The sequence below is a fragment of the Chitinophaga parva genome, from assembly GCF_003071345.1.
Taxonomy (GTDB): Bacteria; Bacteroidota; Bacteroidia; order Chitinophagales; family Chitinophagaceae; genus Chitinophaga; species Chitinophaga parva.
Genome location: NZ_QCYK01000003.1, coordinates 66,379 through 87,015, shown reverse-complemented (window position 1 = coordinate 87,015; position 20,637 = coordinate 66,379). Strand labels below are relative to the sequence as shown.

At 53.9% G+C, this 20,637-nt stretch carries 10 protein-coding genes; 2 read left to right on the top strand and 8 right to left on the bottom strand.

Annotation, left to right across the window (positions count from 1 at the left end; all coding sequences use genetic code 11):
• The first annotated feature begins 55 nt into the window (after positions 1 to 55).
• The gene (dnaG, locus tag DCC81_RS19600; RefSeq protein ID WP_108688386.1) at positions 56 to 2,047 is read left to right on the top strand and encodes a DNA primase; all 1,992 of its coding nucleotides are present in this window, start codon (positions 56 to 58) and stop codon (positions 2,045 to 2,047) included.
• Positions 2,048 to 2,257: 210 nt separating this feature from the next.
• Here dnaG and DCC81_RS19595 read toward each other — a convergent pair whose 3' ends face one another.
• The 5 genes from DCC81_RS19595 to DCC81_RS19575 all read right to left on the bottom strand — a co-directional run bounded on the left by DCC81_RS19595 (position 2,258) and on the right by DCC81_RS19575 (position 6,580).
• Positions 2,258 to 2,749 (bottom strand): dihydrofolate reductase, encoded by a 492-nt coding sequence (locus tag DCC81_RS19595; RefSeq protein WP_108688385.1) that lies wholly within the window; start codon positions 2,747 to 2,749, stop codon positions 2,258 to 2,260.
• An 11-nt stretch (positions 2,750 to 2,760) separates the two neighbouring features.
• A complete protein-coding gene (locus tag DCC81_RS19590) occupies positions 2,761 to 3,555 on the bottom strand; it encodes a thymidylate synthase (RefSeq protein ID WP_108688384.1) in 795 nt (264 codons plus the stop codon).
• A 127-nt stretch (positions 3,556 to 3,682) separates the two neighbouring features.
• Positions 3,683 to 4,870 carry a proline dehydrogenase family protein gene (locus tag DCC81_RS19585; protein ID WP_108688383.1) on the bottom strand — a complete coding sequence of 396 codons (1,188 nt, stop codon included), beginning with the start codon at positions 4,868 to 4,870 and terminating at the stop codon, positions 3,683 to 3,685.
• Between the two features lie 172 nt (positions 4,871 to 5,042).
• Complete coding sequence (locus DCC81_RS19580) at positions 5,043 to 5,390, bottom strand: hypothetical protein (RefSeq protein WP_108688382.1); 348 nt, start codon at positions 5,388 to 5,390, stop codon at positions 5,043 to 5,045.
• Between the two features lie 197 nt (positions 5,391 to 5,587).
• Positions 5,588 to 6,580 carry a sugar phosphate isomerase/epimerase family protein gene (locus DCC81_RS19575; RefSeq protein WP_108689253.1) on the bottom strand — a complete coding sequence of 331 codons (993 nt, stop codon included), beginning with the start codon at positions 6,578 to 6,580 and terminating at the stop codon, positions 5,588 to 5,590.
• Between the two features lie 1,008 nt (positions 6,581 to 7,588).
• On the opposite strand from DCC81_RS19575, the gene recQ reads away from it, so the two are divergent.
• Complete coding sequence (recQ, locus tag DCC81_RS19570; protein ID WP_205686390.1) at positions 7,589 to 9,751, top strand: DNA helicase RecQ; 2,163 nt, start codon at positions 7,589 to 7,591, stop codon at positions 9,749 to 9,751.
• A gap of 15 nt (positions 9,752 to 9,766) precedes the next feature.
• On the opposite strand, the gene DCC81_RS19565 is transcribed toward recQ, so the two are convergent.
• The 3 genes from DCC81_RS19565 to DCC81_RS19555 all read right to left on the bottom strand — a co-directional run bounded on the left by DCC81_RS19565 (position 9,767) and on the right by DCC81_RS19555 (position 20,630).
• Complete coding sequence (locus DCC81_RS19565) at positions 9,767 to 11,215, bottom strand: ArnT family glycosyltransferase (protein ID WP_165806662.1); 1,449 nt, start codon at positions 11,213 to 11,215, stop codon at positions 9,767 to 9,769.
• A gap of 398 nt (positions 11,216 to 11,613) precedes the next feature.
• Positions 11,614 to 12,588 carry a PorP/SprF family type IX secretion system membrane protein gene (locus DCC81_RS19560; RefSeq protein ID WP_108688379.1) on the bottom strand — a complete coding sequence of 325 codons (975 nt, stop codon included), beginning with the start codon at positions 12,586 to 12,588 and terminating at the stop codon, positions 11,614 to 11,616.
• A 26-nt stretch (positions 12,589 to 12,614) separates the two neighbouring features.
• Positions 12,615 to 20,630: an Ig-like domain-containing protein gene (locus tag DCC81_RS19555; RefSeq protein WP_108688378.1), complete on the bottom strand. Its 8,016-nt coding sequence runs from the start codon at positions 20,628 to 20,630 to the stop codon at positions 12,615 to 12,617.
• Between the last annotated feature and the right edge of the window lie 7 nt (positions 20,631 to 20,637).

Genomic DNA, 20,637 nt, shown 5'->3' with positions numbered 1-20,637 from the left:
CCCTTCTTCCGGAACACATTTTTCCCGATATTTGCCATCTTACACCATCCAAACTTTGATCTCACAACAGACCATACAACAGATTCTTAGCCGCATCGACATCGTAGAGATCGTGGGTTCCTTTGTGAAGCTGAAAAAGCGGGGCGCCAACTACCTGGGCAACTGTCCTTTTCACAATGAGAAGTCGCCTTCCTTCACGGTATCGCCCAGCAAGGAGATCTACAAATGCTTTGGCTGTGGCGCCAGCGGCAATACCATTTCCTTCCTCATGGAGCACGAAAAGTACTCCTACGTGGAAGCCCTGAAATGGCTGGCACAGAAATACAATGTAACCATCGAGGAAAAAGAGGTAAGCCCGGAAGTGAGGGCCCAGATGCAGATTGCGGACAGCCTCTTTATCATCAATAATTTTGCACGCGAGTATTTTACCAAAACCCTTTTTGAAACGGAAGAGGGCCGCAACGTGGGCCTCAGCTACTTTGAGGAACGCGGTTTCAGCGAGGAGATCATCCAGAAATTCCAGCTGGGCTATTGTGCCAATGAAAAGGATACGTTTGTAAAAACCGCCCTGTCCAAGGGCTACAACCTGGAATACCTCCAGAAAACAGGCCTGGTCTCCATCCGCTATGAACAGCCGGTGGATAACTACCGCGGCCGCGTGATCTTCCCGATCCACAACCAATCCGGCAAGGTGCTGGGCTTTGGCGCGCGTATCCTTGTAAAATCCGACCGGGCGCCCAAATACATTAACTCTCCGGAAAATGATATTTACGTAAAGCACAAGGTGCTCTACGGCACCTACTTTGCGCGCCACGCCATTGACAAGCTCAATGAGTGCCTCCTGGTGGAAGGCTACACAGACGTGATCTCCCTGCACCAGGCAGGCATTGAGAACGTAGTGGCATCCAGCGGTACCTCCCTTACCCAGGACCAGCTGCGCCTCATCAAAAAATATACGAAGAACCTTACCATCCTCTATGATGGTGATGCCGCCGGCGTAAAAGCCGCACTGCGCGGGCTGGACATGGCCATTGAAGAAGGCCTGAACGTGAAAGTGGTGCTCATACCGGACAATGAAGACCCGGACAGCTACGTACGCAAAATTGGCGCGCCTGCTTTCCGTGAATTTGTGGCGGAAAACAAACAGGACTTCATCCTTTTCAAACTGCAGGTATCCATGCGCGATGCCGGCGCGGACACCCAGCGCAAGTCACAGCTGGTGAACGAGATCGCTGAAACCATCGCCCGCATTGACAAACTGGAGGATTTCACCAAACAGCAGGACTATATCCGCCAGTGCAGCCAGTTGCTAAAGATCGATGAAGAAGGGCTGGTGAACCTGGTGAACAAATACATCCGCGAGCGCATGAGCAAGCGGGAGCAGCAGTTCAACCAGCAAAACAACAAGGCCGGCAACTTTGAGGGTGGTGATGACGACCTGCCACCGGAAGCCCTGGCCGCCATGGCTGAAATGGAAGGCGCCGATATGGGCGGGGCGCCGGCAACAGACTATTTCAACAAAGACGACAAACAGGAAAGGGAACTGGTGAAGATCCTGCTGCGCTTTGGCGACAAGGCCTTCAACGACGACAACCCCACCGTGGCGGATTACATCTTCCACCTGCCCTACGATTTTGAATCACTGGCCAACGGTGAGTTTGTAAAGAAGATCCTGCGCGAGTACAAACATTTCTACGATGAAGGCAGCCTGCCCGACAAGAAATGGTTCCTCTATCACGAGGATCCGGATATTTCCAAACAAACCACATCTATCCTGGAAGACAAAGAAGCAGACCTGAGCCCTGCCTGGGCAGAAAAATTTGAGATTAAAACCGTGTACGGCGACAACGCCTACCTGCGCGATACCATCTCCACCACCAACTACCTTATTCTCCGGAAGATCAAAAAAATGATCCTGGAGAACCAGCAGGAAATGCAGGCCGCCAAAGATGCAGAAACCCAGATCGCCTGCCTCCAGTTACAACAACACCTCAAAAAGCTGGAGCAAGAGCTTACGCAGGGATTGGGGACGGTGATATTCAGGTAATTGTACAATGTATAACGTACAACGTACAGCGTACAACGTACGGTAGCGCTCCTTTGCACCCGCTAACGATAAATAAGCATATAAATAAGAAGGCCGGATCTCAAAATCCAGCCTTCTTTGTTGCTAGCAAAAAATACGTTGTACGTTGTACGTTGTACGCTGTACGTTGTACGTTGTACGTTGTACGCTGTACGCTGTACGTTGTACGAACTATATCCTATCCCACACCTGGAAATCATACGCTACGGCATGCTTTTCATCCGGTTCGTGAAAATCGCTTTTTGTCAGTTTAAATTGTGATTCATCGATCACCGGGTAGAAAGCATCCCCATCATAGTTCCCCATGACGCGGGTTACGTATTGGCGATGGCACAGGGGCAGGGCCTGGTGGAAAATTTCACCGCCGCCAGTGATGAAGATCTCGCCGTTGCTGTAGTGGCGGGCCAGTTCCAGGGCGGCTTCCAGGGAAGGTACTACGTGCGCGCCATGGGCCTTGTAGTCCTTGTTACGCGTGATCACGATGTTCTCCCGGTTAGGTAATGCTTTGCCCAGTTCATCAAAGGTTTTGCGGCCCATGATGATGGGGTGGCCGGAGGTGGTTTGTTTGAAAAATTTCATGTCATTAGGCAGGTGCCAGGGCAGGTGTCCGTCTTTCCCGATCACGTTATTCAGCGATGCCGCTACGATAAAAGCAATAGTCATGTAAGGTAATTTTATATGGCCACCGGCGCTTTGATGCCCGGGTGGCTTTCGTAGTTGAGCAACGTAAAGTCTTCGTATTGGAATGCAAAGATGTCCTTCACTTCGGGATTCAGTTTCATCACCGGGGCGGCAAAGGGCTGGCGGGACAGCTGGAGGCGGGCCTGTTCCAGGTGGTTGCTGTACAGGTGTACATCGCCAAAGGTATGTATGAACTCGCCGGGCTCCAGGTCACACACCTGTGCCATCATGAGGGTGAGCAGGGCATATGATGCAATATTGAACGGTACGCCCAGGAACACGTCTGCGCTGCGCTGGTACAGCTGACAGCTCAGTTTTCCATTGGCTACGTAAAACTGGAACAGGCAATGGCAGGGGCTCAGGGCCATTAGCGGCAGGTCGCCTACGTTCCAGGCATTTACGATGATGCGGCGGGAGTCCGGGTTCTTTTTGATGGTGTTCACCGCGTCTGTGATCTGGTCTATCACGCGGCCGTCGCGGGTTTCCCAGCTGCGCCACTGCTTCCCGTACACGGGGCCCAGGTCGCCATTGGCGTCGGCCCATTCATCCCAGATGCTCACGCCGTGGTCTTTCAGGTATTTGATGTTGGTATCGCCTTTCAGGAACCAGAGCAACTCGTAAATGATGGATTTAAGGTGCAGTTTTTTGGTGGTCACCAGCGGGAAGCCCTGCTGCAGGTCGAACCGCAGCTGGTAGCCAAAAACGCTGGTGGTGCCGGTACCGGTGCGGTCTGTTTTGGTAGCCCCGGTATCGATAATATGTTGTAAGAGACGCAGATACTGTTCCATGGGGCTAAGATACAGAAAGGCGCGGTCCGGGAGAGGGCCGCGCCTTGGTTTTTATCAACGCGATGTGCATAATCGTTTTTTGTGGAACAAAAGTCTTTCCCATGGCGGATCTCCGCCCGGGAGCAACTTACTTTTTCACCGCCGCCCGGCGCCGGATCTCCTTGCGGATGAGGCCCAGCTCACGGCCGGTTTGTCCGGCAATGGAGGTATTTTCCTGGGCGCGGCGCAGCAGGTAGGGCATTACGTCCTTTACCGGGCCGTAAGGCAGGTATTTGGACACATGATAGCCGCTGTGGGCCAGGTTAAACGTGATATTGTCGCTCATTCCCAGCAACTGGGAAAAGCTCACGTGCGGGTGCTGGGCGGGAATACCTTTTTCCTGCATGAGGCGGGCGGCCAGCATGCAACTGTCTTCATTGTGGGTGCCGATGAACACGGCCAGGGTATCCAGGTGCTCCATGCAAAAGCGCACCGCTTCGTTATAATCCTTGTCCGTGGCGGCTTTATTGGGCTGTACCGGATCGGGATACCCCATTTCCTCGGCGCGCTTGCGTTCTTTTTCCATGTAAGCACCCCGTACCAGTTTGGCACCCAGCAGGTAACCACCTTTCACGGCTTTTTCATGGGCGGCTTTCAGGGCGCCCAAACGGCTGTGCAGGTATAGCTGGTACGTATTGAACACCACAGCCCGGCCCTGGTTAAAGAGCGCCATCATGGTATCTGCCAGGTCGTCCACCGGCTGCTGGATCCAGGATTCCTCTGCATCTATCAGCACACCGATGCGGTTTTTAGCGGCGGCGGCGCAGATGGTTTTGATACGCAGGCCCACCCGGTCGTACTCCCCCTGCTCTTCACTGCTGAGGCCCGTGGCGGCGGCTACTTTTTCCAGCAGGGCAAAACGGGCAAAGCCGGTCACCTTGATGGCAATAAAAGGAATATGTTGCTTGCCGGCGGCAAATTCGATGGCGCGGGTGAATTCATCCACTGCGTGATCGTAATTGTCCTCTCCTTCCATGGCCTCCACCCCGTAGTCCAGGGCCACGCCCACGTGGTACTTACCCAGCACCTCCGATGCGGCGGCGGCTTCGGGCATGTTCTCCCCTCCGCAGAACTGGGAGAAGATGGTGGACTTGATCAGCCCTTTGATGGGCAGTTTCATTTTCAGGGCCAGGGGCAGGGTGGCTCCTCCCAGTTTTACGAGCCAGGGCTTGCCCATGGCGGTGAAGAGGAGGTTGGCTTTTCTTAATTGTTGGTCGGTTTTGGCTTCGAAGGCGATGCCGGTGTCCTCAAAAGACAAGTCTAGCTGTTGTTCCATGGGGCGCAAAGTTAGGGGAAAAGGGATTGTCAACCTTCAGGGAGCACACACACGTTTGTGGGAGGGGCGGTAGTTAGTGGGTTGGGAAGTGGGACAGGCTCCGTTTGACGCTGAATGCCACAAAAAAGCCCGCCCCGTTTCCGGAGGCGGGCTGTATTTGCCATAATGACGTTTATGCGTAGAGCAACTGCTCGTCGCGGTCTTCCACTTTGATCTTTCTGAGGAATTCGTCGAAACCGTCATCCTCGTGGTTACTATAGGCCCCAAAGGCATCCAGTACGTAACCTTTGCTGCCCTCCTTGTCTTCCAGTACGTAGATCACGCTGGAGTCTGAAGGGTCTGATTCGCCTTCAAAGCGGTAGGTCTTTATGATGAGCAGGTCTTCCGGATCATAGATCTTGCCTGTTTTGGGGCTTTGCATGCGACCGTGATCCGTCATCCTGAATTCATCGTCAAATCCTTTTTCGCGAAGCTTTTCCATCACCCGGGTGAGGGTGGTCATTTCTGCCGGCTTTTCCATGATGTGTAGTGTTTTTTGTTCTGTTTGGATGGGACATAAATCGTGCCGGCCCACCTGGCACGGTACAAGGTTTTACGTCCTGGCCCTTAGGTGCTATTCATGCCCAAAAGCTTCAAGAAGAAGGTACCTAAGACCTAAGACCTACGACCTAGGACTTAAGACTTAGGACCTAGGACCTAAGACTTACGCCCTACCCCTCAGGACAACTGCGCCCCCACCTTCTCCAGCAGCGCCTTTGTCTTTTTAACGCCTTCTTCCTCGCTGAGATTGTTGCCTTCATATTCAATACCCACGTGGCCGGTGTAGCCGGCGGCTTTTACGATGCCCATCATTTTGAGGTAGTCGGTTTCAATGCAGTTGCCGGCCGCGTCAAAATTGTAGGTTTTGGCGCTTACGCCGCCGGCGTACGGCATCAGTTCTGTGACGCCTTTGTAGCGGTCATATTCTTCCTCGCAGACCTCTTCGCCGTTCACGGGCTTACCGCGTTTGATACAGAAGTTGCCAAAGTCCGGCAGGGCGCCCCCGTTGGGCACCTGGCGCAGCACGTTGGCCAGCCACTCCCCGTTGGAGGAAATACCACCATGGTTTTCCACGATCACGCGGATGCCGTGGGGTTTAGCAAATTCTGCCAGGGCGCGGAGGCCTTCCACGCTGGCAGCCGCCACCACGGCGGGATCGCCCTCACGGCCGGCATTTACGCGGATGGCGTGGCAACCCAGGTACTGGGCGGCTTCCACCCACTTATAATGGTTCTCCACGGCCTGCTGGCGCACCTTGGCGTCGCTGTGGCCCAGTTCGCCCTCTCCATCACACATGATCAGCACACTGCGCACGCCATTGTCGGTGCAGCGTTGCTTCAGTTCGGCCAGGTATTGTTTGTCCTTGGCTTTATCCTTAAAGAACTGGTTTACGTATTCCACGGCGTGGATGTCGAATTCTTTTGCTGCCCGTACGGGGAAGTCCAGGTGTTTCATCTTGCCGCCAAAGAGGGCTTTATGAAAGGACCACTCCGCCAGGGAGATCTTGAAGAACAGGTCCTTTGCATCGTGGGCAATGGGTTGCGGTTGCGCGGCGGTACTACCCGTGGGCGTAGCAGCGGTGGCCAGGCCGGGAATTACAGCGGCGGCCATGGATAACCAGCCTAGCTGGCGCAAAAAGTCCCTGCGGGTGGGTGCGGTAGGATGTTGCATGCTTTGTTTTTTGACGTGGAAGAAAATATACAATACGAGGCATGGTGATGCGGTAAACAAAATACAACAAAATCGTTTCAAAACACATTACCCGTTAACAAACTATTTACATCACAATAACAACCCGTTTACAAAACACGCAGGCAATAACAAAACGTTTACAATAACATTTGATTTACAAACAAGTTTCAAATTAATCTGAATTTTATCACGGGCGCACACTACCTGGTGGCAGCACCGAAGGGCGCATTCCCCTAAGACCCTTTGGGGACGGGGATTTCACTGCATATAGCCTTTATTACACCAGCTTGCTAACGGCATGCATCACAAGTATGCCCCGCTTCCCGCAGTGCAAGCAAACGGTGCGGTGTTACTCCGGCAGGATACCTCCCTGCATGGCAGACCGTACGGCAACCAGGAAATTTTATGATGGAAAATAAAAAGGGGACACGGCAGGATCCTTACCAGCAGCGGTTTTCATAGGTTGTATAAAAAAAGATCGGCCCGAGAAGAATCAAAGGCCGATTAAATATATATCCATTGTTTGTTAACCCGCAGTAAAATTCGGTAATTGAATTTAATATTTATGTTAACTGCTAGTTAATGCAAAAAGCGCGCTCACAGCACATCCGCCGGCCATGCGTACCCAACTGCCGGAACGAATTATTTTGTAATCATCCAACTACAGCCGGGCGCATTTTCTTCATAAAGGAATCCTAATTATAAAACCGGTAATGAGTGGAGGAAAAGGACTTTTGCAGCAGGGGCTTCGTCTCCGCAGCGTATGCTTACATAAACCGCGATGCGCGGAGGAAAGGACTTTTGCAGCAGGGGCTTCGTCTCCGCAGGGTATGCTTACATAAACCGTGCGATGCGAAGCACCAAAGATCCTTTTCCGCAGCACCTTCCATCCCGCGCGACCCACTTACAAAAAGCCAGCAACGCCCGGCGCAAAAGCTCCTTTACCACAGGGCCTTTCCCTCGCCGGGCATTCTTAAAAAATTTCCTATGTTTGTTAACACTATGCAGGAAAATGGAACAATAGAACAGGCGAAGACGGTTTTAAAACATTACTTTGGCTACGCACAATTCCGGCCGCTGCAGGAAGAGATCATTGAAAAGCTCCTCCAGCAGCAGGACGTGCTGGTGCTCATGCCCACCGGCGGAGGCAAATCCATCTGCTACCAGGTGCCTGCCCTGGTATTCCCCGGCCTTACCATCGTGATCTCTCCCCTCATTGCCCTCATGAAAGACCAGGTGACTGCCCTCCAGGCAAACGGCATAGGCGCCGCTTACCTGAACAGCACCATCGGGATGGACGAGGAACAATGGATCAAGCATGAATGCGTACAAGGGCGGATCAAGTTGCTCTATGTTTCGCCGGAGCGCCTGCAAACAGAGCTGCGCTCCTTCCTCCCTACCCTGCCCGTAAGCCTCATTGCCATAGACGAAGCCCACTGTATTTCCCAGTGGGGGCACGACTTCCGCCCGGAATACACGCAACTGGCTTCGTTGAAAACGCATTTTCCTAAAACACCCATCGTGGCCCTCACCGCCACGGCAGATAAAACAACGCGCAAAGACATCCTGGCCCAGCTGGCATTGCCGCAGGCTAATGTATTTGTCGCTTCCTTTGACCGGCCTAACCTCAGTCTCCAGGTGCGCAGCAACGTACAGAAGAAAGACAAAATGGAGGAAATCCGCGCCTTTATCCTGGCCCGGCCCAAAGACAGCGGCATTATTTACTGCATGAGCCGTAAAACCTGCGAGGAAGTGGCGGCAGACCTGAACCAAACCCTGGGCCGACAGGGCATTTCCGTGGGTTACTACCACGCGGGTATGGCCCCGGATGCCCGGGACACGGCCCAGCAGGACTTCATCAACGACCGCTTGCAGGTGATGTGCGCTACCATTGCCTTTGGCATGGGCATAGACAAAAGCAATGTGCGCTGGGTGATCCACTACAACCTGCCCCGCAATATGGAAGGGTATTACCAGGAAATAGGGCGCGCAGGGCGCGATGGTGTGTCCAGCGATACCATCCTGTACTTCAACATGGGCGACCTGAATATGCTCACCCGCTTTGCCCAGGAAAGCGGCCAGCAGGAGATGAACATGGAAAAACTGAACCGCATGCGCCAGTATGCGGAGGCCAATACCTGCCGGCGTAAAGTGCTGCTCTCCTATTTTGGCGAGACCCTGGAGCAGCAGTGCAACAACTGCGATGTATGCGCCAATCCCCGCTCCTTCTTCGATGGCACTGTGCTTACCCAAAAAGCACTGAGCGCCCTGCTGCGCCTCAACGAGCGCGTGGGCAGCCAAATGCTGATAGACGTACTGCGCGGCTCCCACCGGGCAGACATCCTGCAAGCGGGTTATGATAAAATAAAGACCTATGGCGCGGGCGCCGATATCAGTAACCGCGACTGGCAGCAATACATCCTGCAGCTGCTGGACCAGGGCATCATTGAAATAGCCTACGATGAGAACTTCACCCTGAAGGTGACGGACTTTGGCAAAACCATCCTGGCAGAAAAACGCCCGGTACAACTCACCCGCCCGGTGGACTTTACACCCAGCGCCAAGCCCGCGGCCAAAGAAAAGCAGGGACGTGAAAAGAAACTGAAGTCGGAAATGACGGCGGATGAACAGTTGTTTGAACAGCTGCGCAAGCTGCGTTACGGCATTGCCAAGGAAGAGAACATGCCGGCTTACGTGATCTTTAATGATAACACGCTGAAGGAAATGGCGGCCCAGATGCCGGTGAACATGAGCGCTCTGAAGCGCATACCCGGTGTGGGCGACGCCAAAGCCGCCAGATACGGGGAACGCTTCACCCATGCCATCCAGGACTTCATGTACAAGTACAATAAAAAAGATACCTATTCAGAAACCTGGGACCTGTACGAGCGTGGCCTCAACGTAGCGGAAATAGCAGAGCAGCGTGGCCTTACCCAAAGCACCATCATCCAGCACCTGCAACACTGGGCGGAAAAAGGAAAGGAAGTCAGCTTCCGCGACCTGGTGGCGCCGGACCTGCTGCTGCGCATGCGGCCCGTGTATGCACAACTGGGCCTTACAGATAAACTGAAACCTTATTACGAGCATTTCAGGGGCGCGGTATCTTACGATGAGATCCGGCTGGCGCTACTGGCCTTACAGGAAGCGTAAAAGGCTGCAAATCCATTATTCTCTCGGCTTATATCCAAGGCACTCATACACCATGAAGGTGCGCACCACTGTGCCGCCCCGTATAATGCGGATCTGCTTCAATGGTTTTACACTGTCAAAATATTTGTGGAGGGCTACAGGATAATAAACAGTATCGGGCACAGGCCTGTCGCCATTGTTGTTAGAGTCTACAAAGAAAGCATTGCGGCCTGCCAGGTCGTCCAGCTCCGTGCCAATGAAGTCAAACTCCAGGGCCGGGCGGTGCAGAATGTTTTCTCCATACACATCATCGCGCAGGTAGAAGTTGAGGACCGCGGAGGTCTTGTAATCATCCGCAGAAAAAACAAAATAATCCGGGTGCTGGTTTGTGAGCACCTGCATTTCATGGGACAAGGTTTTCCAGCCCACCCAGGTATCATCAGAGCGCACAGGCACCACGTAGAACAATACTTCAACTGCCAGGGCCACATGCACCACGATGGATACCCAATACTGCGCCCGCAGCCACTTCCAGGGAAAATATATGCTTACCCAGATCAGGCCTGTAATATAGGCGGGCATCATCCAGTTCAGCTTCACCCAATAAATGGGCGACAGCGCGAAGAAACCAAAGAAGGTAGGTGCAAAAAAACTCAGCAGGAATAACTGTTCCGCAGATATCTTTTTCCAGCGGGTAAACATGCGTCGGGCCGTTTTCCAACATAACAACAATAAAAAGAAAAACAAGACCGGCAGCAGCAACGCAGACTGGTGCCCCACCACGCCCAGGAAATCCAACGGATTAAATGTAATGCCATGGCTGGCATCCTGCATACGCGAGGCAGACTGGAAGCGGAAGGACGCAAAACCATTCCGCACGTTCCAGATCACCACCGGCAGTGTCATGATCACAAAACAAAGCATACTGGCCCAGTACCAGCCGCTTAAAAGCCAACGCCGGTGGGGCTTTGATAAGACCAGGAAGATCAGCAATCCTGCCGGCAGCAGCACGGCGGTGTATTTACTGTCAAACGCAAGCCCCATGAACACTCCTGCGCCTATCCAGCTCCACTTGTGGTTGTCAAAAACAGCGTAGTAAAGAAAACGCAGCGCAATGGTCCACATGAGCAGCAAGGGAATATCCGGCGTGGAAACCAGGCCAAGGATCGTGACCATGAGCGTGGACAGCAGGAGTATTACTGCCCGCTGCTGGCGTGCCCTGGACAGGAACAAGCCTGCCAGCTGGTAAAACATTACCACGGTAAGCGCGGTGACCACGCTGTCTGCCAGCTTCAGCGCAAACACATGCCGCCCGAACACGGTGGTAAAAATGCGCAGCATCCAGGCAATGGCTGGCGGATGATCAAAGTAAGAAAGGGAAAGGTGTTGACTGTAGAAAAAATAGTACGCGTCCTGCGGCATCATGCCCATGAGCGGAATAAACACCAACCGGAGCAGGGTAACGAAAAAAAGGGCTATCCACAAAAAACGGTCGTGTCTAAGACCTGCAACAATACGGTTATCCATTATAAAACTGTCCTTAGTACAATTTGCGGAGAAAGAATAGCAATGGCATGAAAGACGTAAACAAGCAAATGATTCTGTGCATATTCTGAAGTGCCGTGAAAGCACCGGGAGGTTTTGCACACGTTATGTATTGCTAATGTACATTAAAATGAGATTAAAAGACAGGAATGATTAAGTTTCGTGCCGGGGGGAAATTGCACAAAGCACGGTGTACAGGCTAATAAGGCCCGTGTGCAGGATGCGTAGCTGGCGAAACCACCGAAACCATCCGTGTTACACGGTACTTTTTCGCCTGCTGTATGGCACAAAAAAAACGCCGCAAACACGCGGCGTTTCTTGTAATCAAATTGTGATCACTAGTTAAAGAGGTTGATAAGCAGTGCTACCTCGTAGGTGCCATCCACGTAGGTTTTGATACCACCGGTCTGCGAGGTGTAATAGCCCTGCAGGCGGAGCAGGTTCTTATACTGGAAACCCACGCCCGCCGTGAAGCTCTTGGTGGTGTGATAGAGGCCTGTCACGCTGAACACGTTGTGCAGGAACTCCACATTAGCGCCAAAGTCCCAGATGTTATCATATCCCTGCACGCCCCGGTAGGCGATCTTGGGCTCCACGGAACTTACGGCATCGCCGCCCAGGAAGCGGTAGCCGATGGCAGTGTAGTAGATCGTTCCTCCATTTACGGCGTCGTTAGGTTCTTTCTTAAAAAGGCTGAACACGTTTGGCAGCGAACCCTGAATGGTCAGGTGCTTATCGGTGTAGGCCATCCCGTACTCTGCTTCAAAGTAATTATCCCGCTGGTTAAAGCGGCCGATGGACGGGTCTGAATTATCCCCATTGATGTTCTTACGGTCAATGTAGGCTGTGTTGAAGGCCAGGGTAAGACCAAAGTGCAGCTTCTTCACCCCATCACCCGCCAGGGGCAGATGGTAAGCGTAAGAACCACCCACGCGGGTGCGCTGGATAAGGCCTGCCTGGTCGTTGAAGATATTCAGCCCCACCCCTACCCTGGCGCCGGCGTAATAATCTGCCGTAAGGAATTTGGTAGTGGGAGATCCCTGCACATCTGACCACTGGCGGCGGTAGGCAGCGTTGATATGCAATCCTGTGTCCAGGCCTGCCATGGCCGGGTTGGCCAGGTACTGGTTCTGGAAGTACTGGGTGGCAGAAGGCTCCAGCAAAGCCGGCGTGGTACCGGCCACCTGCGCCCATGCCTGCCCGGCCAGTCCCGGGCAGCCTGTTACCAGGGCCAGTACAACCAATAATCTTCCCGCCGCCCGCAGGGTGGTGCGGGCCTGTCTTACGCTGGTACCGGAAAATGTCTTTTTCATGCTACTACGTATAATCGTGAACGTTATTAATACTTATCGCGGACAATGGTGATGTATCCTTTCGCCACCGGCTGGCCGTTACCGTAATCAATGATATAATAGTAAGTGCCTTCTGCCAGGGGCTGACCGTTTACGGTGCCTGTCCAGTCGTTGGTGTAGCCTTTCTTGGTGTACACCAGGCGGCCGCTCCGGTCAAAGATCTTCACCTCGTTATCCGGGAACAGGTCTATGTTCTTCACTATCCAGTGGTCGTTCTGGCCATCACCGTTGGGCGTCAGGATGTTGGCGGCATTTTGTTTCGCTTCCGGTGATACCTGCAGGTTCACGGAGGCGGTGTTGCTGCAACCCTGGTCATTGGTCACCGTTACGGTGTAGGTGGCGTCAGAGAGCGGTCTTACATAAATGGTGGCGGTTTGCTGTCCGCTGATGATCTCTGTAGTACCTATCCAACTGTAGCTGGTGGCCTGGTCTGCATTGGCTTCCAGGTGCACATAATCGCCCTTGTTAATGGAGAGGCCCACATCGCTGGTGATGGTCACTACCGGCGGTGCGGCAATGTTAATGGCGAAGCTGGTGCTGCGGGTGTCCTTACCACCATTGGCCTGGCCGCCATTGTCTTTCACCACCACGGTCACTTGTACGCTGCCGCTTACATCCGCTTTTTCAGTGTAGTGGATGGTGGCTTTACCGCTGCCATCGTCTGTGATGGTAAGGGCGTCAAAGTAGTTGCGGTTAGCACTTACGGCCAGGGTATAGGTCTGCCCGGCTTCCACCGCGGAGATACCGCTTACCGCCACGGTTTGCGGCGTAGTGGTGGCGCAGACAGCCTGGTTCGGGATGGTATTGATCACCGGTGGCTGGTTCACAAAGTTCACGTTGATGGTGAAGTCTTTCTCTGTAAACTGCGCGTTACTATCCGTGCTGCGGATGCGGATATGGTAAACCGGCCTGGTGGCGTAGTCCAAGGTGGTATTGGTTTGCAGCTGGTCCCCACTGATCGTGAAGGCAGCGTCATCCGCCCCGCCGGCAAAGGTGTAGGTGAAAGTAACATTGGGCTGTGCCGTTACCGTGGTAAATGTACCCACCGCGGTATGCAGCGGTGCGCGTTCATTCACGGCATTGTTGCTCAGGGTAATGTCTGTGGGTGCCAGGAACTTGGGCTTAATGAGCACCGCTACCGTTTGCACCGCGCTGGTGTTGTAGCCATCAGATACCGTCACCTGCAGGGTGATGGTTTCATTCACATGCTGGTTCAGCACCGTGGTGTTCTTTACGGAAAGCACACCAGTAGTGGCATTCAGCTGGAAGGCTGCGAGGCCCACGCCTGCGGCGTCATCGCCGGTGAGGGTCCAGTGCTGCAGGGTACCGTTGCCACCCGGATCATTACCCGCCAGGGTACCAATGCTGGTGCCCACGGGGCTTTCTGTAATGGCGGTGAAGCTTTGTGCCGCCGTGATCACCGGCGGTACGGCGTCCACCTTCACACCCGTGGTAGTGCCGGCACCATGCAGGGTAGGGTCTGCCGGGTTGCCGGCGGCATCTGCTATGCTGCCACCATTAAGACTGAGGGCTGCCGGCAGGGTAATGCCGTCTGCATCTGCATCGCCCGGCTGTACGGTGTAGCGGAAAGTAGCGGTGGATGCCGTACTGGTTTGCAGGGCCGCCTGCCTGGTGCTGCTTCCCACCACGATGTTCAGCGTGGGCGCACCGGTAATGATCACATCACTGTTGAAGGTCACAGTGAAGTCGAGGTTTTCTGCCGCTACATATGTCTTCGGCGCCGGTACGCCCACCGCGGTAATGGTGGGTGCAGTGGCGTCGTAAACGAGGGTCAATATATTGGAGGCCGTATTGTTGTTGCCTGCTGCATCCTGCGATGCGCCGGCATCTACCTGCGCGGTCACCGTACCATCCGCCGTGGGGATGATCACCACGGTGAAGGTCTTGTTGTCTGTAGTAGTGACGGTACCGGCTGTAGCATTGTGCAGGTTCAGGCTCAGGGCGTTCACCGGTTCAGTAAATGCAACCGTGATGGTGAATGCATGGTTCACCGGTGAAACGGCGGCAGTGCTCAATGTCACATCCGGCGCCTGGGTATCCACCAGCACCTGGGTGGTGTTACCCACGCCATGCAGGGTAAGATCCGCATTATTGCCAGCATTGTCTGTTATGGTGCCACCATTGAGCGAGAGGGTGCCCAGGGTAATACCATCATTGTCATTATCGCCCGCTACCACGGTGTAGGTGAATACGAGATCTGTGCTGCCGCTGCCACTTACGTAGCCGGCATTTACCGTACTGCTGCCAATGGTGTATGCCAGCTGCGGCTGGCCGGTTACAGTCACCGGTTCGCTGAAATGCACGGTGAAGGTCTGGGTAGTACCTGCCTTGTAGCTGCCCGCTGCGGGCGCTGCCACGCTGCTCACTACCGGTGCCGTCAGGTCTACCACCAGGCTGTAAGGATTGCTTGCTACACTGGTGTTGCCGGCGTCGTCGGTGGCGTTGGCGGTAAAATTATAAGTGCCATCTGCCAGGCCGGCGGTGGTGTAAGACCAGTTGCCACCGGCATTCGCCGTAACAGAGCCCGCCACCGCGCCGTTTTGTGTGAGTGTCACGGTACTATTGGGCTCTGCGGCACCGGACAGGGTATTGATCGCAGTATGTGACGGGTTGCCGCCGGTTGCGGCAACGATCACCGGCGCAGCAGGTGCTGTATGGTCATAGCTGTAGACCAGCTGGTTAGAAGCATTGTTGTCATTGCCCGCTGCATCCTGGGCTACACCTGCATTTACCTGCATCGTTACATTACCATCTGCTGCCGGGGCAATGGTGGCAGTATACGTTGCCCCGCTGCCGCTGAAATTCAGCACAGCGCCATTGCTTACGGTAATGCCGCCAGCCGTGAAATTGTTCGCCGGTTCTGTGAACGTGATATTGATATTAATGTTCGTCTTCACCGGCCCGGTGGCATTGGGCGCCAGGGTTACATCCGGGACCCGGGTGTCTACCAGCACATTGTTAGTCGGATCCACCATATGCAGCATAAGGTCTGCTAGGTTGGAAGCGGCATCTATGATCGTGCCCCCGTTCAGCGCCAATGCGCTGCCTACTGTAATACCATCGTTATCATTGTCACCTGCTACCACCGTGTACCGGAAGGTAAGGTACATCGTGCCGGAGCCACTTACATAATCCGCATTTACATTGCTGCTGCCAATGGTGATGGGCAGCTGCGGTGTGCCGGTTACGTTCAGGGCTTTATTGAACGATACGATGAAGGTGAGCAAACTGCCTGCTTTGTAGCTACCCGTCGTGGGCACCGCTACGTTCATCACCGTGGGTGTTACATAGTCTACCACCAGCGCATAAAGATTACTTACACCGCTGGTATTGCCGGCGGCATCCGTGGCGGTGGCGGTGAAGTTATAAGTACCGCTTACCAGGTTGCCGGTAGTGTAGCTCCAGTTGCCCAGGGCATCTGCACTGAACGGGGTAATGGCTGTACCATCCTGGGTAAGGGTGATCATTGCATTGGCCTCCGCCGTGCCTTTGATCGTATTCACCGCTACGTTCGACGGGTTGGCCCCTGCCACACCCGTGATCACGGGCGGTGCCGGTGCGGTGCCGTCATATACATAGGTCAGTGTGTTGGATACTGTGTTGCTGTTGGTTGCGGCATCCTCTGCGGCGCCGGCACTTACGGTAGCGGTCACGTTACCGTCTGCCGTGGGCGTAATGTTGACCGTATAAGTGGTACCACTGCCGGTGATACTGCTCACAGCGCCATTTGTTACTGTTACACCAGCGGTGGTGAAGCCGGTTACCGGTTCACTGAAGGTGGCAGTGAGCGCAATGCTGTGATTCACCGGCCCGGTGGGTGCGGGTGTCAATGTTACGGTGGGAGCAATTGCATCTACCAGTACACCGGTAGTGGAAGGCACATTGTTCAGCCTGAGGTCAGCTGCATTGTTGGCAATATCCAGGATGGCACCGCCATTCAGTTCCAGCGCGCTGCCCAGGGCAATGCCGTCATTGTCATTGTCGCCGGTAACCACCTGGTAAGTAAAGACCAGGATATTGCTGCCTGTACCACTTAAATAGTTTGCATTTACCGTGTTGGTGCCAATAGTGACGGGTAACGTCGGTGTGCCGCTAACACTTACAAAGTCAGAGAAATGCACCTTGAAAGTGAGCACCCTTGTTGCATTGTAGCTGCCATCTGCAGGCACTTCTACGCTGGTTACTGTAGGAGGTGTGGTAATGATGAACACCATGGAAGTGGATGCAACACTATTCAGCGTGAGCGTGGCGTCATTGCCCGCGGCATCTTTGATGGAGCCGCCGTTCAGCACCAGGGCACTGCCCAGGGCGATACCGTCCCGGTCGTTGTCGCCGGCTACAGTGGTATACGTAAAAGTTAGATCTTGTGACCCGGTGCCGCCGGTGTAAGCTGCATTCACCGTGGTAGTGCCAATGGTAATGGGCAGTTGAGGTACACCGGTGGCCGTTACATTTTCAGAGAAGTGTACGGTGAAGGTGAGCGCCTGGCCGGCCTGATAATAGCCATTTGCCGGTACACTTACACTGCTTACCACGGGCGCGGTGTGGTCGTAAACGTAACTGAGGATATTGGAAACAGTATTGTCATTGCCTGCATTATCCTGTGCGGCGCCGGCGTTCAGGGTAATGGATACATTGCCATCTGCAGCAGGGATCACGGTGAAGGACCAGTTAGTACCACTGCCACTCAGTACGGACACCGTACCATTGGTAACGGCAACACCGGCCGCCCCAAGATTGTTCACTGCTTCTGTGAAAGTGGCCGTTACGGTGATATTCCCGTTGGTTGGATCTGCGGTGGCGGAAGTCAGCGTTACGCCCGGCGCATTGGTATCTACAAATACAAGGTTGGTACTGCCCATGTTATTCAGGGCCAGCGCAGCATCATTGCCTGCACCATCCTGCACGGTACCACCATTCAGCTGCAGGTTGCCGTCTGCTGTAATGCCGTCAGCATCATTGTCTCCTGCTGCTACGGTATAAGTAAACGTAAGCGCATTGGAACCAGAACCGCCGGTAAACATGGCCTGCCGGGTTACACCGCCCAGATCAATATTAATGGAAGGTGTACCGGTCACCGTTACATTTTCACTCATGTGCGCGGTGAAGGTCAGTGCCTGCCCGGCTTTATAGTAGCCGGTGGCCGGTACGTCCACGGAAGTAACAGTGGGCGCCACGGCGTCTATCAGCACGTTGCTGTAGGTATTGGCGAATGCCAGGCCACCATCATTCTGTGCTGCATCCCGGATTGTTCCTCCATTCAGCTGGATGCCTGCAGGGTTGGCCGTTGGGCCATCCAGGTCCAGGTCGCCATTAACCACAGTATAACTAAAGGTAAGCGTGCTGGTACCGGAGCCGCCGCTGTAGGCAGCCTGGCGGGTAGTGGCGCCTATTTCAAGGCTGATGTAAGGTGTACCCGTCACGGTCACCGGTTCACTATAGGCAGCCGTAAATGTGATGGTATTACCGGCCTTATAAGTGCCGCCGGGGGTAGTTACCCCATTGAGCGCGGGTGCTATATTATCATAATCAAAATTCAGGGAGCCGGACTGGTTGCCATTTCCTGCCAGGTCCACCGCCACATTGGCCGGCACAACGATGCTGCCAGCGCCTTGCACGGAGGGTGTTACGGTAGCTGTCCAGATGATGCCACCGTCGGCAGAAGTAACCGGGGTGATAACCAGTGCAGATGTTGTCAAGTCGCTGTTATCAAAACCTGTTACCGGGTCGGAGAAAGTAAAGGTAACGGTGAAGGCATGATTAACGGGTGAGGGATCAGCCATGGTCACTGATACGGTGGGAATGCTTGTCTTCACACGCACGTTCGTAAGAGCAGGGGCTGTAAATGCGGTGGCTGCGTCCAGGCTCACCTGGTCCTGGATGGTACCGCCATTGAGCTGTATGGCGGGTGTAATGCCGATACCATCATTGTCTGCATCACCATTTACCACGGCATACTGGAAGGTGAGGGTATTGGTACCGGAGCCGCCGGTGTAGCTGGCATTGCGGGTTACACCGCCCAGGTCCAGTTGCAGGAAGGGCGTACCGGTTACCGTTACATTTTCACTATACTGGATCGTAAACGACAGGTTCGTCCCGGCGCGGTAATACCCATCCGCAGGCGGTGTAATACTCACCAGCGTGGGGGCATGGGTATCGATGGTCCAGTTGAATGTATTGATGTTACCAGTGTTGCCCGCGGGATCTGTGGCCTTGCCCACCAGTGTATGCGGGCCATCTGCCAGGCCAGTAAGTGTTAAGGGGCTGGTAGCTGGTACGAAAGGACCGCCATCCAGGCTTACTGCGAAGGTGCAATTCGGCTCGCTGGCTGTAAACATGAAGGAAGCCGTACTGCTGCTGGTAATAGCGGCAGGCGTAGCAGTAAAACTAAAAGTAGGTGCCGTGGCATCCAGTGTAATATCATCTGATACCGTGGCTACGTTGCCGGCGGCATCCAGCACCTGCATATATACATTCTTCACACCATCTCCCGCAGGCAGCGTATAAGCTTTCGTAGTCGCAAACGGTTCATAGGCGCTCCAGGTTGCATTGTCCGGGGAGAAGCGCATCTGCAGGGGTGTACTGGCATCCGTGGCAGATGCCGTTAATGTTACACCCGTGGTTTGGGTATACGCTGCGCCGCTGTTAATGTTCAGGGACGCTGTAGGCGCTGTTTTATCAATAGTGTACACCTCTCCCGTTGTAAATGGCAGGTTGGTCACCGTATAGCCCATGCCGTTGTTATTCGTCATATTCAGGCGCAGGGTACCATCACCGGTTACCCCGTTGGCAGTAACAGTATAAGTGGTGCTGTTTACCGGCGTTACGGTAATGCTGCCAACGCTGGCAGTACCCGTTGTGGTAGTGGTAAAGTTACTGGCATTTGCCCCGGTGGCGGTGCTGCTGAAAGTAACGGTGTAAGCGGGTGAACTGGTATTGGTGGGGGATGTTCCGATGCGGGTAATGGAACTTACTGTAGTAGTGGGTGCAGTAAGCCGGTGAAGCTGTCCCCTGAAAATATTATTGGTATTGTCTTCAAAAACATCGGCGGTGTAGATCGCGCCGTTGTCCTGGACGGCAAGGCCCAGCGGGTAAGTAAAAGGATCTCCTGCATTGAGGATGAGATTATTATAAATTACCGTCCCAGGTGCATTGGCTGTAACTGGGTTCGTGTATTTGCGCACATCATAACTGGTAAGGCCTGCATCATATTCCAGTGTATAAAGGTTATTGGAACCATCAAGCGCCAGGGCCGTATAGCCATTGCCGTGTTGCAGTTTCACCGGGCTGTTGTAAGGCGGGGCCAGTTTTACGATGTCGCCACCCACGTCATAGCTTCCACCGCCTTCCAGGAAGGTAGTAAAATAGATATTGGAAAGATCGTCTACCACCAGTCCCCACGGGTTGGACGGGTTAACGGGGGTAAGACCAGACCAGAGCATGGTACGCGTTGTGCTGCCGGCTGTATACTTAGCCACACCATAGAGGCTTGTAGTAGCATCGTACTCCATGGTGTAAATATTATCCTGCCCGTCATGTGCAATAGCGGTATAGTAGTTATCATGCACAAATACATTGGCTGAATAGGAGCCACCGCCGCCCGGTGCCAGCTTCCAGATCTGCCCCTGGGATAATGCCCCGGTAAGATTACCATCCACTACAAAAACATTTCCCTGGCCATCTACCGTGATCCCGTATGGATAAGACAAATTAGGAGGATCGGCGGTAAGCCCGCTGAAGATAACGGTGGGCGTACCCTGGCCGTTAGTATACTTGGCTACTTCATAGGCAGTACCTGCAGCGCCGCTGGGCCGTACTACATAAATATTGCCTGCATTATCCCTTGTGATGGCGGTGTAGCGGTCACGGTCGTTATGTTCCAGCTGTGCATCAGTAAATAACTGGGCCTGCGCCTGTATACTTCCAAGCAGCAGGCTGAGAATGAGCAGCAGGGTTTTTAGCGGGGTAAAAAATGTACGCATAAGCGGG

Coding starts and splice junctions, on each gene's coding strand:
- DCC81_RS19595 (WP_108688385.1), bottom strand. CDS start 2,749: ATGACTATTGCTTTTATCGTAGCGGCATCGCTGAATAACGTGATCGGG.
- DCC81_RS19590 (WP_108688384.1), bottom strand. CDS start 3,555: ATGGAACAGTATCTGCGTCTCTTACAACATATTATCGATACCGGGGCT.
- DCC81_RS19585 (WP_108688383.1), bottom strand. CDS start 4,870: ATGGAACAACAGCTAGACTTGTCTTTTGAGGACACCGGCATCGCCTTC.
- DCC81_RS19580 (WP_108688382.1), bottom strand. CDS start 5,390: ATGGAAAAGCCGGCAGAAATGACCACCCTCACCCGGGTGATGGAAAAG.
- DCC81_RS19575 (WP_108689253.1), bottom strand. CDS start 6,580: ATGCAACATCCTACCGCACCCACCCGCAGGGACTTTTTGCGCCAGCTA.
- recQ (WP_205686390.1), top strand. CDS start 7,589: ATGTTTGTTAACACTATGCAGGAAAATGGAACAATAGAACAGGCGAAG.
- DCC81_RS19560 (WP_108688379.1), bottom strand. CDS start 12,588: ATGAAAAAGACATTTTCCGGTACCAGCGTAAGACAGGCCCGCACCACC.
- DCC81_RS19555 (WP_108688378.1), bottom strand. CDS start 20,630: ATGCGTACATTTTTTACCCCGCTAAAAACCCTGCTGCTCATTCTCAGC.